This is a genomic window from Klebsiella sp. Sb-30 (genome assembly GCF_057652795.1).
In genome coordinates, this window is record NZ_CM172749.1 from 927,181 (window position 1) to 942,484 (window position 15,304).

The following is a 15,304-nucleotide window of genomic DNA, read 5'->3' on the forward strand; positions in this document are numbered from 1 at the left end:
CAATGATAAAGCGGCAGTTGCTGCCGCTTATTTTTTTATTCTGAGGTCAGCATGAAGCATATTGCCCTTTTTTTCTGTTTCATTTTTAGTGTTGCGGCCAATGCCAACAATATTATCGTCAACGGCACCCGCTTTATTTATCCTGGAAATGAAAAAGAAATAACGGTACAGCTTTCTAATACCGCAGACCGTCCGGCGCTGGCGCAAGCCTGGCTGGATAACGGCAATGCCGATGCTACGCCGGATACCATTACCACGCCGTTTATTATTACGCCCCCGATTTCGCGCGTTGATGCAAAGAGCGGACAGACTTTACGTATTAAATTGGGTAGCGCCGCCGGACTGGCACAAAATAAAGAGACGCTGTGGTGGCTGAATCTTCTGGAAATCCCGCCGGTGGTGGCCAACCAGAAAAATGAAGGGCAAAACGTCCTCCAGCTGGCGATCCGTTCGCGCTTTAAGTTTATTTACCGTCCTGTCGGACTGGGTAACCGCGACGCGGCGCCGGAGAAATTAGCGCTTTCAGCCAGCGGTAGCAGCCTGTCTATCAGCAACCCTACGCCATTTTATCTCACCGTCAGCCGTATTTCCCGCGATGGCGGTAAAGCCCTGAACAGCAAAACGGTGATGCTGGCTCCGCAGTCCAGTCAGACCGTGGCCCTCTCTTCTTCTGTGAGCCGAGGCGAGACCCTGACGATTAATAATATCAATGACTATGGCGCAGATGTGGCAGTGAAAGTAGCCGTTAAATAAGGGACACGATCATGAAGCAGAGGTCTATCTGCCCGGGAAGATTAAGTACAGCGATCGCGATGGCGCTGTTCTGTTTTCCGCCAGTTTCCAGCGGACAGGAAAGCCCGGGAACGGTATACCAGTTTAATGATGGTTTTATCGTTGGCAGCCGGGAAAAGGTCGATCTGTCTCGCTTCTCCGCCAGTGCTATCACGGAAGGGACCTATTCGCTCGATGTGTATACCAACAATGAGTGGAAAGGGCGCTATGAACTGAACGTCACCCGCGATAAAGACGGCAACATGGGGATCTGCTACACCCGTGAAATGCTTGAGCGCTACGGGATTGCGGCAGAAAAACTCAATCCTCAGCTGAGTCAGCAGGCAGGTTACTGTGGACGGCTGAAGGAGTGGCGTAACGAAGAAAACGTTAAAGATAACCTGATACAGTCCTCGCTGCGGCTGGAAGTTTCTGTACCGCAAATCTACGAAGATCAGCGCCTGAAAAATTTTGTCAGCCCGGAATTCTGGGATAAAGGCATTGCGGCGCTGAATCTTGGCTGGATGGCGAACACCTGGACCAGCCATACCTCTGCCGCCAACGGCTCCGACAACAGCAGCGCCTATCTCGGCGTTAACGCCGGCTTCTCCTGGGACGGTTGGCTACTCAAGCACATCGGTAACCTGAACTGGCAGCAGCAGCAGGGGAAGGCGCACTGGAACAGTAACCAGACCTATCTTCAGCGGCCGATCCCGCAAATCAACTCGATTGTCAGCGGCGGGCAGATATTTACCAACGGCGAATTCTTCGACACCATCGGTCTGCGTGGGGTCAACCTGGCGACCGACGACAATATGTTCCCGGACGGAATGCGCTCCTACGCGCCGGAAATTCGCGGCGTGGCGCAGAGCAATGCTCTGGTGACGGTGCGTCAGGGCAACAATATTATTTATCAGACCTCGGTACCGCCGGGGCCGTTTACTTTGCAGGATGTTTACCCGTCCGGGTACGGTAACGACCTTGAGGTGTCGGTAAAAGAGGCCGATGGATCGGTGCAGGTCTTCAGCGTGCCGTATGCGTCGGTGGCACAGCTGCTGCGTCCGGGTATGACTCGCTATGCGCTGTCGGCCGGTAAAGTCGATGATAATTCGCTGCGCAATAAGCCCATGCTCTACCAGGCTACCTGGCAGCGTGGCCTGAGCAACATGTTTACCGGCTATACCGGCGTGACCGGTTTTGATGATTATCAGGCGTTTCTGCTGGGGGCCGGGATGAATACCGGTATTGGCGCGCTGTCATTTGACATTACCCAGTCGCGACTGAAGAGCGATACCCTGGATGAAAAAGGGCAGAGCTATCGCGCCACCTTTAACCGGATGTTTACCGATACCCAGACCAGCATCGTGCTGGCGGCGTATCGCTACTCCACGAAAGGCTACTATAACCTGAACGATGCGCTGTACGCCGTCGATCAGGAGAAGAACCGCAATAACAACTATACGCTGTGGCGACAGAAAAACGGCATGACCTTCACCGTTAACCAGAACCTGCCGGACGGCTGGGGCGGTTTTTATCTGAGTGGCCAGATTTCAGATTACTGGAACCGTTCGGGTACCGAGAAGCAATACCAGCTTAGCTACAACAATATGTTCGGCCGTCTCTCATGGTCAGCCAGCGCGCAGCGCGTGTATACGCCGGATAACTCCGGCCATCGTCGTGACGATCGCATCTCGCTGAATTTCAGCTATCCGCTGTGGTTTGGTGAGAACCGTACCGCCAACCTGACGTCGAACACCACCTTCAACAATTCGCATTTCGGCAGCTCGCAGATTGGGGTTAACGGTTCGCTGGATAGCGAGAACAACCTCAACTACGGCATTTCAACGACCGCAGCGACCGGTGGTCAGCATGATGTCGCCTTAAACGGCAGCTACCGTACGCCGTGGACCACGCTTAACGGCAGCTATAGCCAGGGTGAAGGTTACCGGCAGAGCGGGCTGGGTGCCAGCGGGACGCTGATCGCCCATCGTCATGGCGTGGTGTTCTCACCGGAGAGCGGCAATACCCTGGCGCTGATTGAAGCCAAAGATGCGGCGGGCGCCATGTTGCCGGGTTCACCTGGGACGCGCGTCGACAGTAACGGCTATGCCATCCTGCCCTATCTGCGACCTTACCGGATCAACGCCGTCGAGATCGATCCGAAAGGCAGCCAGGAGGATATCGCCTTTGAGCGTACGGTGGCTCAGGTCGTTCCGTGGGAAGGCAGCGTGGTGAAAGTCTCGTTTGATACCACGGTACAGAATACCCTCACGCTTCAGGCGCGCCAGGCCAATGGCCAACCGCTGCCGTTTGCCGCCACCATTCTGGATCCGTCCGGTAAGGATATTGGGGTTGTTGGTCAGGGCAGCATGATGTTTATCAGCGACGCCGGGGTTAAGCAGGCGATCGTCAAGTGGAGCAGCGGACAATGTACGGTGGATCTGGGCCAGGCAAAATTAAAGGAAACGGTATGTCGCTGAGTAAACAACTGACGCTTTTTATTGGCTTAATGGCGCTGGGGACCACCTCCGCCTGGGCTGCCTGTACGCGCCTTTCGCAGCCTACGGTGAACCTGGATATGGTCGTTGGCAGGGTTGTGGTTCCCCCCGATCTGCCGGTGGGCTCGGTGATTGTCTCCCGGGACTGGACGATGAATGCGCCGGGCGGGGCCAGCTACAGCTGTACCGCCGGTACCAACCGCTTTGCGGCGAAGATTGTTTCTACAGGCTCCACCGATCTGGGGAATAAGATCTACTCCACCAACGTGCCCGGTATCGGCATGCGCTTTAGTCGCGGCGGCGCGACGGTGAACATCATCTATCCCGACGTTTTCTCCTCCACCATCAACCGGACCACCAACTACTCGCTGGAAGGTTCCCGCTTTACGCTGGAGATTATTAAAACGTCGTCGACGACCGGCAGCGGTACGCTGGCGGCGGGGAAATATACCTCCTATGACTGGGAAAGGGGGAATAACCCGATTCTGGAAACCTACCTGAGCGCCAATGCGATCACCATTGTCTCACCTTCCTGTACGGTCCTGAGCGGGAAGAATATGAACGTTGATGTGGGCACCATTAAGCGTAGCGATCTGAAAGGGGTCGGCACAACGGCGGGCGGTCGGGATTTTAATATCGAGCTGCAGTGCAGCGGCGGGTTAAGCGAGTCGGGATATGCCAATATCCAGACCTCTTTTTCCGGAACTCTGGCAACCAGCACCACGCTCAAACAAGGGGCGTTGCTCAATGAAAAAACCGGGAGTTCCGCCGCCAAAGGGGTCGGGATTCAGGTACTGAAGGATGGCGTACCGCTGGAATTTAACAAGAAGTACAGCGTAGGCACGTTGCGTTCTCAGGAGACGCGTTACTTTACGCAACCTTATCATGCGCGATTTTACCAATACCTGCCGACAACCAGTACCGGCGAGGTGGAATCGCACATGATCTTTAACCTGACGTACGATTAATTCAGGAGGCGGGCATGAAGCAATATGGATGTGGCACATATGGCCGACAATGCATCAGGCTGGCCGTCGCTGGCGCGATGCTTGCCGCCTCGTCGGCCTACGGTTTTATGACCAATTACGATAACGGACGCGTTGATTTTGTCGGCCGGGTGACGGATATCTCCTGTAGCGTGGCGCTTAACGGCGCGAATAATGCCGGCAGCGGCAATGTCTGGCTGGCGCCGGTGAGCCTGGCGGAAGTCCACGGCCGCGGGGCCGGCGCATTTATGAAGCCGCAGCCTTTCACTCTTGAGTTGTCGAATTGTCAGCTCCGCCATGATGGCGGCGCGGCGGATAAAAATGAGATTCGTGCGGTGAATGTGCGCTGGATTGATGGATTTATGGTCGATGCCGTCGCGAATGAAAATGCGGGCTATCTGGCGAACACGTTAGCGGATGGGGCGCGCAATATCTATCTGGCGCTGTCCACCAATGATAATAATACGCTGGATAAGAGTAATAAAATTGTCCCCGCCGACCCGCAGCAAAATCGGGTGCCGATTGTTGAAAAATCGGTTAATGGCGGTGTATTTACTTATTATATCGGCTATGTCACACCGTCCCCGGAAAAAGCGACAACCGGTCCATTGACCAGCTGGGCAACCTGGGAACTTGTGTATAATTAAGCGTGTGATATTTAGCGCATAAAAATACCGCAATCATGCGGTATTTTTATGCGCTAACTCTTTCCTGAACCAGTTGTTCAATACTGACTTCTTTCCAGTAATGGCCCTGAATAGCAAACCACTCCATTCCCTTAAGCCAGTTTTTATGTGCTTCGCTCTCGACACCTTCAATAATGACATTGTGGTTATTACGTGACAGGAATGTCACCAGCGCATCCATCAGCGGTCGCCCGGACTCTTTCTGCATGAGATGCCAGAAAAAATCTTTGTCAATTTTGACATAATCAAAATGGTATCCGCGAATAGCATTAATGCCGGCATAACCAGAACCAAAATCATCGAGCCACAGTGTGGACGTCTGGGGACTTTTCCAGCTGGCTAATGCATTATTCAGCAGGCTATTGGCATTTTCCGTAACCTCAAAATGTACACACTTCAGATGGTTAATGTAGGTTTCGATTTGCGGCTGGCGCAAAATTCCGAGAATATGATCGTCAACATTGATTGTGGCTGAAATACCATTGTCAATAAACCATGTCCGGTGCTTTTCAATCAATGCCAGTTGCTCCATGAAAATACTTTCACGGAGTGCCGCATTAGCATGGCGAAAGAAAAATTCCGGGGCCACAGGAATAGAATCGAAGCGGCTTAAACACTCCACGGCCACGAGAGTGTCCTGCGGTGAGAACATTTTTTGAAAAACATAACGAACAGAGATATCGCCACGGGATAAGTTATAATCGGAAAATATGTTAGCGTTCATTTTCTCGTGTCAGGCACTTTACAAAACATCGCTGCAGGGTGAAATTATTATAAGTGACCTTTCTGCAGTTTGGAATGTTTATTAAAAGTAACTTTTCAATTAATTATCTGGTTTTGATTGGGGAGACGGTTTTTTTCTAGCATTGATACATGTCGACAATTTTATTGTGCATCGCCCGCGAGTTATGCATGCCAAGTTTTTGCATGATATGAATCCTGTGACTGTGTACGGTTTTATGGTCAATATTCAGCAGAGTGGCAATTCTTTTGTTGTTGTGACAGGTCATGGTCAGCTCCAGCACCTGGCGCTCTCTGGCAGAAAGCTTCTTCGGTACGGAAAACTCGCTGCCGACTGCGGGAGTACTGACGGCGCGATAAAAATCATGCAATGGTGTTTTTTCTGTAAGAATCATGGTGTTATCTATGTTTATTAGTTCCCTGAACAGGTTGGCAATATCGCTTCTGACCACCAGGATTAGCCGGGTACAGTGCAGAAGACACCAGCGCATATCGTTGAGCAATAACATCGTGTCGGCAGCAGAAAAGTCCTTATGAATAACGTTGAAAATAACGATCCCAGACAGGGGGGCGATTGCCCCCTGAGTGATATCCTGATAACGGAAGGTGGTGACATTTTTATTGTTATCAACCATATACCAATGAATTGATTGACCGATTAAATTATCATCGGTATACAGAAATATCCTGTCCAAGGGGTCAGACTCTCTTTTTTCGCTTAGCTTCCAGAATCAAATCGAGCAGCATTTTCTCTATTCTGGTCTTATCTTCGCGGTGGCGGAATTTAAACTGACAGGAAACCTGGTGATAGCTTTCACTGTCTTCATCAAGTGTCACTTCAACAACATTTTTTATCGCTAAATCAATGGTGATTTCACCATACTCAGCCAGCGACAGAACTGAATTCTTGAGGATTGAACTATGCGTGAGAAATTTCAGGTTCGGACTTTTCGCGATCAGCGCACAGCCGCCATCTGAAATGTCTTTAATATCGAAAAGATAGTTTTCGCCATTTCTGTGTCGACCGCGACAAAAAAAATCATACCGGTGATGCAAACGAAAGCGGGGGTCGCGACGTCGTTGTACCACATGAATGCATTCGGGTAAGGCAAATGAGACTTTATTACCGCGTTCGGCATCGCTGTTATAACTTTTCTTTAACGATGAACAGAACTCAATCTTTCCTGAATCACTATGCAAAATGAATTTGTATTTATGCCCTGGGGGGATTTTGCTCTGGGTGACGATATGGAACTCAGCAAAGTCTACCCGGGTAAGTTGGGTCATGATGTTTTTGTTATTAAAGAAAACTTCTATCTCGGAGTGTTTCCTGAGTTCCTCCCTGAAAATAGCAATGATTTCATACCGGCTGGTCTTTATTGTTCCCTCTGTCATGTAAAGTCCTTGTTGATTTTTTATTGTGTTAGTTAAATTTTTCTTATGGCAATGCCAACATTCTGATTGCATTAACCAGATGTTTTTATGAGCGTTTGATGTTATTAGCTATCTTTGTCGCTAAATTGATTTGTATAAACGTCGAATCAGATGTTGTTTTTCCTGTAATCAAGAGTTGTAAAAATTTTTGGGGAAGGCAAAAACGACAGAAGTCCCCAATAAGGAGACTTGTCAAAATAGTATAAATCAATGCTGTATATAGGGTTGTTTAGCGCAGGTTAGTGCAAGCATATACCCATTTGTAGGATATATAGTGCCAGCAGCGTTGGGCTAATTCCAGCCAAATAATAGGAGGGAAAATGGCGCCCGGCAAGGACCTGTGCGGAAGGACACGCACAGGTGTGGCGAAGGCCGTTAGTTCTGCAGTGCCGCTAATGTTGCGATGGCTTCCGGCGGCAGGGTTAACGCGCCAGCGGCCAGGTTTTCCTGCAGGTGCTGGAGCGAAGAGGTTCCCGGAATCAGCAGAATATTAGGCGAACGCTGTAGTAGCCAGGCCAGCGCAACCTGCATCGGTGTCGCCTCCAGCGCGGCGGCAACATCGTTAAGTTCCTGTGCCTGTAGCGGAGTAAACCCCCCAAGCGGGAAGAAAGGGACGTAGGCAATATTTTGTGCGGCAAGCTCATCAATCAGCGCATCGTCTCCTCGATTGGCAACGTTGTACTGGTTTTGCACGCAAACAACGGGCGTCAGCTTTTGCGCATCGGCCACCTGCTTCGCCGTGACGTTACTGAGGCCGATGTGGCGAATAAGCCCACGCTCTTTAAGCTCAAGCAGCGTGGTCAGCGGCGCTTCCAGTGAGCCTTCTACCGGGCCGTGGGTGCCGAGCATGCTGCGCAGATTCACGATCTCCAGGACATCGAGCCCCAGATTACGCAGATTGTCTTCCACCGCCTGCGTGAGCTCTTCGGGCGACATCGCCGGCAGCCAGTTGCCCTTTTCATCACGGCGAGCGCTGACTTTCGTCACGATGCAGAGATCGTCTGCGTAAGGATGGAGCGCTTTGCGAATCAGCTGGTTAGTAATATGCGGGCCGTAAAAATCAGAGGTATCAATATGATTGACTCCCGCCGCTACCGCCGCGCGCAGGACACGAATAGCGGCGTCCGGATCGGCAGGCGGACCAAATACGCCGGGGCCGGCTAACTGCATAGCGCCGTAACCCAGACGATAAACCTGGCGATGACCTAATGTTCCGCTTCCGGATAGTTTTACGCTGGACATGGCGATTCCCCACTGGTGTGCAAACCCTAAGTGTAAACCTGGCGAGGAAGTCCGGATGGCAGAAATATTGGCAGAACGTGCGGCGGCGGTGATAACCGCCGCCGCAGAGGGGAGGATTAGCTAAAGAACATGACCGAAACGCACAGCAGGCCGACCACCAGGGTGATGAAATTACCCACTGAACGGTAGGGTTTGAGTGCGGGAATGATGTAGGTCGACAGCGTCGGCATGATGAACAGGATCATGGCGATCAGCGGGCCGCTGATGGCGTAGATCATGGAAATGGCGTTCGGATTGATGAAGCAAACTATGAACGTCAGCGTCGAGACCAGCAGAATCGACATCGCGCGGTTAAAGGCGCGGCTTTTGCGAATCCCGACCTGATTCAGCGACGTTTTCACGATTTCGCTGGCGCCTTCAATCACGCCAAAATAGGTGCCGAGGAATGACTTCGACATGGCCACTACGGCGACCACGATGCCTGTTACCGCCAGCCACGCCGGAGAACCAGGCATCATCGACAGCGCGGAGAGAATGGTCACTCCTTCGTTGCGGGCGTTTTCAATATAGGAGACCGGTATCGCCAGCAGGCAGCTGAAGACAAAAAACAGCACGCTGGCGCAGATGATGGTATAGGCCACCTTCATGATTTTTTTGCATTTACCCATAGCCAGATCACCATATTTCTCCTGCTGATCGATAGCAAAAGTTGAAATGATGGGCGTATGGCTAAAAGCGAAAACCATCACAGGGATTGAGATCCAGACCTGGTGGAACGTATGAGAAGTCAGCTGCAGCTGGCTGGTGAGGTGCTCAGGCTGCCAGTCGCCGATTAAATAGATCGACAAGAACAGGAAGCAGGCAATCAGCGGGAACACCAAAAAACCCATCACCTTAATCGTGATATGGCGGCCCATTAAAAAGATCAGGTTCAACACCATGACCACGGCCAGACTCAGCATGGCGCGAACGGCGGGTGTAATCGGCATATGCCTTGCCAGCTGCTCGGCGAGTGAGTTGGTGATTGCCACGGCGTAAATCAGGACGACCACGAAAAAGGCGAGGAAATAGAGGGCGGTGATCAGATTCCCCACTTTCTTGCCGTAGTAATGGTTAACCGCCCCGGTGATCCCGACGCCGGGCGCAACTTTCGCGGAGAGAATGAACTGACTCAGTGCTTTGTGCGGCCAGTAGGTTAACGGCCAGGCGACTAGCGCGGTGATGAACAGAACAATGGCGCCAGCAGACCCCAGCTGGATCGGCAAAAACAGAGTGCCGGCGCCTACGGCAGTGCCATATAAGGCAAAACTCCAAAGAGTTTCTTCTTTAGACCAAATTTTAGACATTGTGTGAATTTATCAACCGTAAGACCAAAAAAAAGGAGTGTAATTTACCACAACAACGAATGAGCCGTTGCGATACTTTCGGATGACAAACAGGGCAAGGGATCGCCGGGCATCCCCCGGCGATGAAGAGCAGTTAGCTGCGTGCCAGGATCCGCTGCTGGCGATATTTCAGTACGCGTTCGCGCAGAGTATCCCATATCCAGTTAAACAGCATGGTGTAGGGCAGAAAGAACAGCATAAAGCCGATTTCCAGCATAAACGCCTGGATCAACGAGACCCCGAGAATCAGTGCCACGGCGGTGACCCCGATAAGAATAAACCCGGATTCAAAGCCGATAGCGTGCAGCGCGCGGACTTTGAGAGTTCGCACCACGCGAGATACCGGCCAGAGGCGGTCAAAAGCGGCGTTATAAATCAGGTTCCATACCATGGCCAGCGTCGCGAGCAGCACGCTCAGCCCCCCCATTTCAAGAACCGAACGCTGCATCAGCCAGGCGGCGGTCGGGGCGAGAATTAACGTGGCGAGTCCTTCAAAACTGACCGCATGGATAACGCGCTCCGTCAGCGTTTTACGCTGAAATGTGTTCTGTTGCATGGCTTGCTACCTCCGAAAAGCCGTGGTTCTGACCGGTTCCTCTGCAGTTAAGGAAGGAACAGATTCTGAGAAATTACTCCGCATTTTATGGATAAATATGATAAACAAAAGATAGATTCCATCGATAAAGTAGATAGTTCATGCGCTATTCTCCCGAAGCTCTGACTGCATTTGTTGAAGCCGTGGCCTGCGGGTCGTTTTCTGCCGCCGCCCGTCGGCTGCGCAAAAGCCAGTCCACCATCAGCACCGCCATTTCAAACCTTGAAGCCGATCTGGGCGTCGCACTGTTTGACCGCGCGACTCGCCATCCCACGCTGACGCCACAGGGGGAACAGGTGCTGAGCTACGTCAAAGCGATTCTGGCGGCCAGCAATCGGCTGGATGAGCTGGCTATTTCACTGTCTGATGAAACGGAAGCGCGCCTCACGTTTGTACTCTCCGACACGCTGCATCCGGATGTGCTGGAGGATCTGCTGCAGCAGTTCGATCGTCGTTTTCCCCACACCGAGTTTGAGTGCCTGATAGGGGAAGATGAGGATGTTATTGACCTGCTGCAGAAGGAGCGCGCGCAGGTGGGGCTGATTGAGGCCAGGGATAGCTATCCGACGGAGATTGGCAGTACCCGGCTGCCGTTACAAACGGCGATGGCCATTTACGTCGCTCCCGCGCATCCGCTGGCGGCGCAGGGACGGGTCACCTGGGATGAGCTGCATAGCTGGCGAGAACTGCGCCTGAGCACTTTTCTGGCCAGCTCGCTGGAGCCTGCGAAAGGACAGGTCTGGTCGGCGCCGAACTATTTACTGCTGCTCAGCATGACGGTGCAGGGGCTGGGATGGTGCATTTTACCTTGTGCGCTGGTTGACGAGTTTGCCGGGTCAGGCACGCTGGTGGCGCTGAACATTCCCGGCTGGCCGCGGGCGATTTCCGTTGATTTATTGTGGAATAAGAAGGCGCCGCCGGGGAAAGCCGGGAGCTGGCTGCGTCAGCATTTACAGCGCCAGGAACCCGCAACGCGGGGCTAATCTTTGTGATTCGCCTCACTTTTTTTAAACAATTGCGAAATTTTTTGATAACAATTCTCTACTATGTTGCTGTTTCTTTGCGCAGAGGCAGGGCAGAGGTAGAGGATGAAAGATGTCGTGATCGTGGGTGCGTTGCGCACTCCGATAGGGTGTTTTCAGGGAACGTTGTCGCGTCACTCCGCGGTAGAGTTGGGGAGTCTTGTGGTCAAGGCTCTGGTGGAGCGTACCGGTATCGACCCGCAAAGTGTTGATGAGGTGATCCTCGGGCAGGTTCTGACTGCGGGGACCGGGCAAAATCCGGCCCGTCAATCGGCGATCCGCGGCGGCCTGCCGAATACCGTTTCTGCCATTACGATTAACGACGTGTGTGGCTCCGGACTGAAGGCGCTGCATCTGGCGACGCAGGCAATCCAGTGCGGAGAAGCTGACGTGGTGATTGCCGGCGGTCAGGAAAATATGAGCCGGGCGCCGCACGTTCTCACCGATAGCCGCACCGGCGCTCAGCTGGGCAACAGCCAGCTGATTGACAGCCTGGTCCACGATGGTTTGTGGGATGCCTTCAACGACTATCACATGGGAGTTACGGCGGAAAACCTGGCGCGTGAATATGGTATCAGCCGGGAGCTGCAGGATGCCTGGGCGCTGAGTTCGCAGCAAAAGGCCCGGCGGGCGATTGATTCAGGGCGCTTTCGTGATGAGATTGTGCCGGTAACCACCGAGCTGAACGGGGCGCCGCGCACCGTTGACACCGATGAGCAGCCGCGGGTCGATGCCAGCGCCGAAGGGCTGGCCAGCCTGCTACCCACCTTCGATCGGCTGGGTTCAGTGACCGCGGGCAACGCTTCCAGCATCAATGACGGCGCGGCGGCGGTAATGATGATGAGCGAATCGAAAGCGCAGGAGCTCGGTCTGCCGATCCTGGCGCGGATCCGCGCTTTTGCCAGCGTCGGCGTCGATCCGGCCCTGATGGGGATCGCGCCGGTACACGCGACGCGCCGCTGTCTGGAAAGAGCGGGCTGGCGGCTGGATGAGGTCGATCTTATCGAGGCCAATGAGGCATTTGCCGCCCAGGCGATTTCTGTCGGCAGAGTGCTGGAATGGGATGAGCGGCGGGTCAATGTTAACGGCGGGGCGATTGCGCTGGGCCACCCCATTGGGGCATCAGGCTGTCGTATTCTGGTTTCTCTGGTGCACGAGATGATTAAACGCGATGCCCGTAAAGGGTTGGCTACGCTTTGTATCGGCGGCGGTCAGGGCGTTGCGCTGGCGGTAGAACGCGCATAGTCCCGCTTTACTTTACCTGCTTCTCAAGCCTCCTTGCGGAGGCTTTTTTATTGGGTTTTCTTCCCGCAGATCCCGGAAAAATTCAGCGAAAAGGGGGCGATAAAGCCCTTTTTTGTTGAGCTTTGTCACGTCCTGCTGTGCCATGTTTTTTGAAACAAATAATTACGATCTCGATCACTAAAACATGCGTCCTTAAAAAATAAAATACAGTTTCATAAAATAGAAACATAATTTTAATTTTGAGGGGTACCCTATGTTTGCAAGATCTCTGGCCCTTGCTACTCTCTGCGCCGCAGCGTTTTCCGCTTCCGCTGTCACGGTTGATTTGCGTCATGAATTCATTGATGGAGGTAAGACAGATAAAACCAATGCCGACCGTGTCTCGATCTCCCATCGCTTTGCCAACGGATTCGGCTTCTCCGTAGAGGCAAAGTGGAAGTCAGGCGGCGATAATACCTCCCAACCGTATTCAGATTTTGTCGGCAACGGCCACGAAGAGACCATTAGCTGGCAGTGGAAGGCGAATCAGAATTTCTCCGTGACGCCGGGGTTTAATATTGAGAGCAACGATAGCCGCTCAATTTACAAACCCAATCTGCGCGTGCAATACAGCTTCGATAATGGTTTCTACGTGGCCGCCCGCTATCGCTACGACTATACCCGCTACCCGGCGAGCGCCGGCAAAGAAGACGATAAAGTGAACCGCGGCGATGCGTGGGCCGGTTTTGTGATGGGCAACTGGCGTACCGAGCTGAACTATGTTTATGCCCGCAGCTCCGAGGGAGTAAACCGCAACGACAACAAGCCTTACTCCCAGGAGTACAACGTGAAGCTGGCCTATAAACTCGACAAAAACTGGGCGCCGTATGGTGAAGTGGGCAACGTGGGTGTGAATGACCGCAGCGATCGCCAGACCCGTTTCCGCGTCGGGGTTGCTTACAGCTTCTGATAAAACCCTCTTCCGTCATGACCCCGGAGCCGTCAGCCGGGGTTTTCTGTTTCTGTCGTCCGGATGCGGTTCCCGTTAGCGCTGATTGTGGCGCAAGCAGACTTGGCCGCTCGCGCAGTCGAAAGGGGCTGCGGAAGGTTTCACCAGCACGGGTTCAACAGAAGGTGAGGAGAAACGGCCTGTGCCTGCCTCAACGACTCCGCCGGGCGGTAATGAAACAAAAAAGCCCTCCGCGAAGGAGGGCAAGGCCAGTTACAGAAACACACTCAAAAACAATACGGATATTACGCCTGCAGCATCTCCGGATGCGCCGGCAGTTTCGCGATGTAGATAGCCGGTTTCCCGTCTTTGTCCGAGCTGAACAAAATCGCCCGATCGTCGGGGGTAAACGAAGGATGCGGATGGGTGACCTGACGGCTATTGGCGACCGTCGCCCAGGAGGTATCATGCCGGGCAACGCGGAAGTAAGCCTGTTTCGCGACATCAAAGACGTAGAGATAAGGATCGTTATCAATGGTGTAACCGCTGGTATCTTTCACATCCACCGGCGTACCAGAGCCATCCCCAACCAACAGCGTGCCGTCGAAGTTGCTCATCAGATGCGAGCAGGCGGGCATCTGCATCAGCGCGGTATTGATGCCAGTATCCGGATCGAAGCGATAAATCGTCCGTCCCTGCTGACCTTTCAGATAAGAGACATAAATCAGCGCGGAACCGTTCGGGACCCAGAATTCGTGCGTACAGCTTTCGCCCTCGGCATGCTCTTTGACTTTCCGCACGTGACTGCCGTCTTCGTTGACCATCCACATCCGGGCATCGACCAGATCGTGCGGCCCTTCATGGCAGAAGGCGACGGTGTTGTCGTCGAACGGACGGTAGATGGGATGACCCAGCCATTTTTTCTCTTCATGAATAACGCGGCTCTCCCCGCTTTGCAGGTCGACGCGCAGCAGACGGCAGTGCGGACCTTTATGGAAGAAGTCGTGGAAAATCTGCCAGTCGTTGAGCGGTGTCCAGTCGCTTTTCGCAATCTCAATGCCGACCAGTTTGCTGCAGTCGCTGTTGGCGACCCAGGTACCGTATCCGACCCACTCATCCGGGACGCGGTAGACCTGACGCTCCTGGAGGGTTGAAAGATTGACTTCCAGTAGCGTGCGGTCATTTTTAACGTAATAGAGCGCGGAATCATCCGGTGAGAGAAAGCCGCCGAAGGTATTATCGCCGGCGCCTTCGGTCAGCTGAACGGCCTCGGCTGTCGCGATATTTAGCAGATAGTAGTTCCAGTGGCCGTCAAATTCACCGGCGAACAGCAGGTGGCTGCCATCATTAAAAAAACACTTCTGATAGAAATAGTTACGATGACAGGTTACTTCCGGAGGGGTTAAGCGGGTGATCTCCGCGCCGGTATCCGGATCGCGACTGACTTCATAATTCAATTTTACCCGCATGCCTTTAGCCATGATGTACTCCTTTTCCTTCCCGCGATGTCGCCTGTCTGCAGGGGACGTGTAGCCAGGTGAGGTTGATTTAAAAGATGGGTGTTAATTTATCAAAACATTGTTTCATTATTTGTGATGGTGAGCGCAATTCACTATAAAATGTTGCGCTGGATCGCGGTTTTTCTGCTCTTTCAGCTGGCGTCTCGGGGCGATCTTTGTTTTCATGCCCGCTTTTTACGTTTTACTGTCATTTTTCAAAGTTGAATTAACTCATTGTATTTTATTGTTTTTATATCTTTTTGTTTGCATCG

14 protein-coding genes are annotated in these 15,304 nt (G+C 52.8%); 7 read left to right on the forward strand and 7 right to left on the reverse strand.

Going from position 1 to position 15,304, the window contains the following annotated elements; genetic code table 11:
* The first annotated feature begins 51 nt into the window (after positions 1-51).
* From AC236I_RS04505 to AC236I_RS04520, 4 genes are all read left to right on the forward strand, one after another.
* Positions 52-753 (forward strand): fimbrial biogenesis chaperone, encoded by a 702-nt coding sequence (locus AC236I_RS04505; RefSeq protein ID WP_004867227.1) that lies wholly within the window; start codon positions 52-54, stop codon positions 751-753.
* Between the two features lie 11 nt (positions 754-764).
* The gene (locus AC236I_RS04510; RefSeq protein WP_015585825.1) at positions 765-3,251 is read left to right on the forward strand and encodes a fimbria/pilus outer membrane usher protein; all 2,487 of its coding nucleotides are present in this window, start codon (positions 765-767) and stop codon (positions 3,249-3,251) included.
* Positions 3,242-4,237 (forward strand): fimbrial protein, encoded by a 996-nt coding sequence (locus AC236I_RS04515; protein WP_004867219.1) that lies wholly within the window; start codon positions 3,242-3,244, stop codon positions 4,235-4,237. The genes AC236I_RS04510 and AC236I_RS04515 overlap by 10 nt, the downstream gene beginning before the upstream one ends.
* A gap of 77 nt (positions 4,238-4,314) precedes the next feature.
* A complete protein-coding gene (locus AC236I_RS04520) occupies positions 4,315-4,902 on the forward strand; it encodes a fimbrial protein (protein WP_077266776.1) in 588 nt (195 codons plus the stop codon).
* A 46-nt stretch (positions 4,903-4,948) separates the two neighbouring features.
* On the opposite strand, the gene mrkJ is transcribed toward AC236I_RS04520, so the two are convergent.
* The 6 genes from mrkJ to AC236I_RS04550 all read right to left on the reverse strand — a co-directional run bounded on the left by mrkJ (position 4,949) and on the right by AC236I_RS04550 (position 10,299).
* Complete coding sequence (gene mrkJ, locus AC236I_RS04525; protein ID WP_015585827.1) at positions 4,949-5,665, reverse strand: cyclic-di-GMP phosphodiesterase MrkJ; 717 nt, start codon at positions 5,663-5,665, stop codon at positions 4,949-4,951.
* A 136-nt stretch (positions 5,666-5,801) separates the two neighbouring features.
* Positions 5,802-6,377 carry a response regulator transcription factor gene (locus AC236I_RS04530; RefSeq protein WP_004867209.1) on the reverse strand — a complete coding sequence of 192 codons (576 nt, stop codon included), beginning with the start codon at positions 6,375-6,377 and terminating at the stop codon, positions 5,802-5,804.
* A gap of 4 nt (positions 6,378-6,381) precedes the next feature.
* Positions 6,382-7,077, reverse strand: a complete 696-nt coding sequence (locus AC236I_RS04535) for a flagellar brake protein (RefSeq protein WP_004867206.1) — start codon at positions 7,075-7,077, stop codon at positions 6,382-6,384.
* A gap of 414 nt (positions 7,078-7,491) precedes the next feature.
* On the reverse strand, positions 7,492-8,358 hold the full coding sequence (locus tag AC236I_RS04540) for an aldo/keto reductase family oxidoreductase (RefSeq protein WP_015585828.1): 867 nt from the start codon (positions 8,356-8,358) through the stop codon (positions 7,492-7,494).
* Positions 8,359-8,474: 116 nt separating this feature from the next.
* Positions 8,475-9,704: an amino acid permease gene (locus AC236I_RS04545; protein ID WP_004867200.1), complete on the reverse strand. Its 1,230-nt coding sequence runs from the start codon at positions 9,702-9,704 to the stop codon at positions 8,475-8,477.
* A gap of 133 nt (positions 9,705-9,837) precedes the next feature.
* A complete protein-coding gene (locus AC236I_RS04550; protein WP_015585829.1) occupies positions 9,838-10,299 on the reverse strand; it encodes a multidrug/biocide efflux PACE transporter in 462 nt (153 codons plus the stop codon).
* Between the two features lie 140 nt (positions 10,300-10,439).
* On the opposite strand from AC236I_RS04550, the gene AC236I_RS04555 reads away from it, so the two are divergent.
* The 3 genes from AC236I_RS04555 (at position 10,440) to AC236I_RS04565 (ending at position 13,554) form a co-directional block, all read left to right on the forward strand.
* Entirely contained in the window at positions 10,440-11,321 is an 882-nt protein-coding gene (locus AC236I_RS04555; RefSeq protein WP_004867195.1) for a LysR family transcriptional regulator, read from the forward strand.
* 105 nt (positions 11,322-11,426) lie between these two features.
* Positions 11,427-12,605: an acetyl-CoA C-acetyltransferase gene (locus AC236I_RS04560; RefSeq protein ID WP_004867193.1), complete on the forward strand. Its 1,179-nt coding sequence runs from the start codon at positions 11,427-11,429 to the stop codon at positions 12,603-12,605.
* Between the two features lie 253 nt (positions 12,606-12,858).
* Positions 12,859-13,554 carry an oligogalacturonate-specific porin KdgM family protein gene (locus AC236I_RS04565; RefSeq protein WP_487608702.1) on the forward strand — a complete coding sequence of 232 codons (696 nt, stop codon included), beginning with the start codon at positions 12,859-12,861 and terminating at the stop codon, positions 13,552-13,554.
* A 284-nt stretch (positions 13,555-13,838) separates the two neighbouring features.
* Here the strand turns inward: AC236I_RS04565 and AC236I_RS04570 are convergent, their stop codons facing one another.
* Positions 13,839-15,014 carry an oligogalacturonate lyase family protein gene (locus AC236I_RS04570; protein WP_004867187.1) on the reverse strand — a complete coding sequence of 392 codons (1,176 nt, stop codon included), beginning with the start codon at positions 15,012-15,014 and terminating at the stop codon, positions 13,839-13,841.
* Positions 15,015-15,304 lie beyond the last annotated feature (290 nt).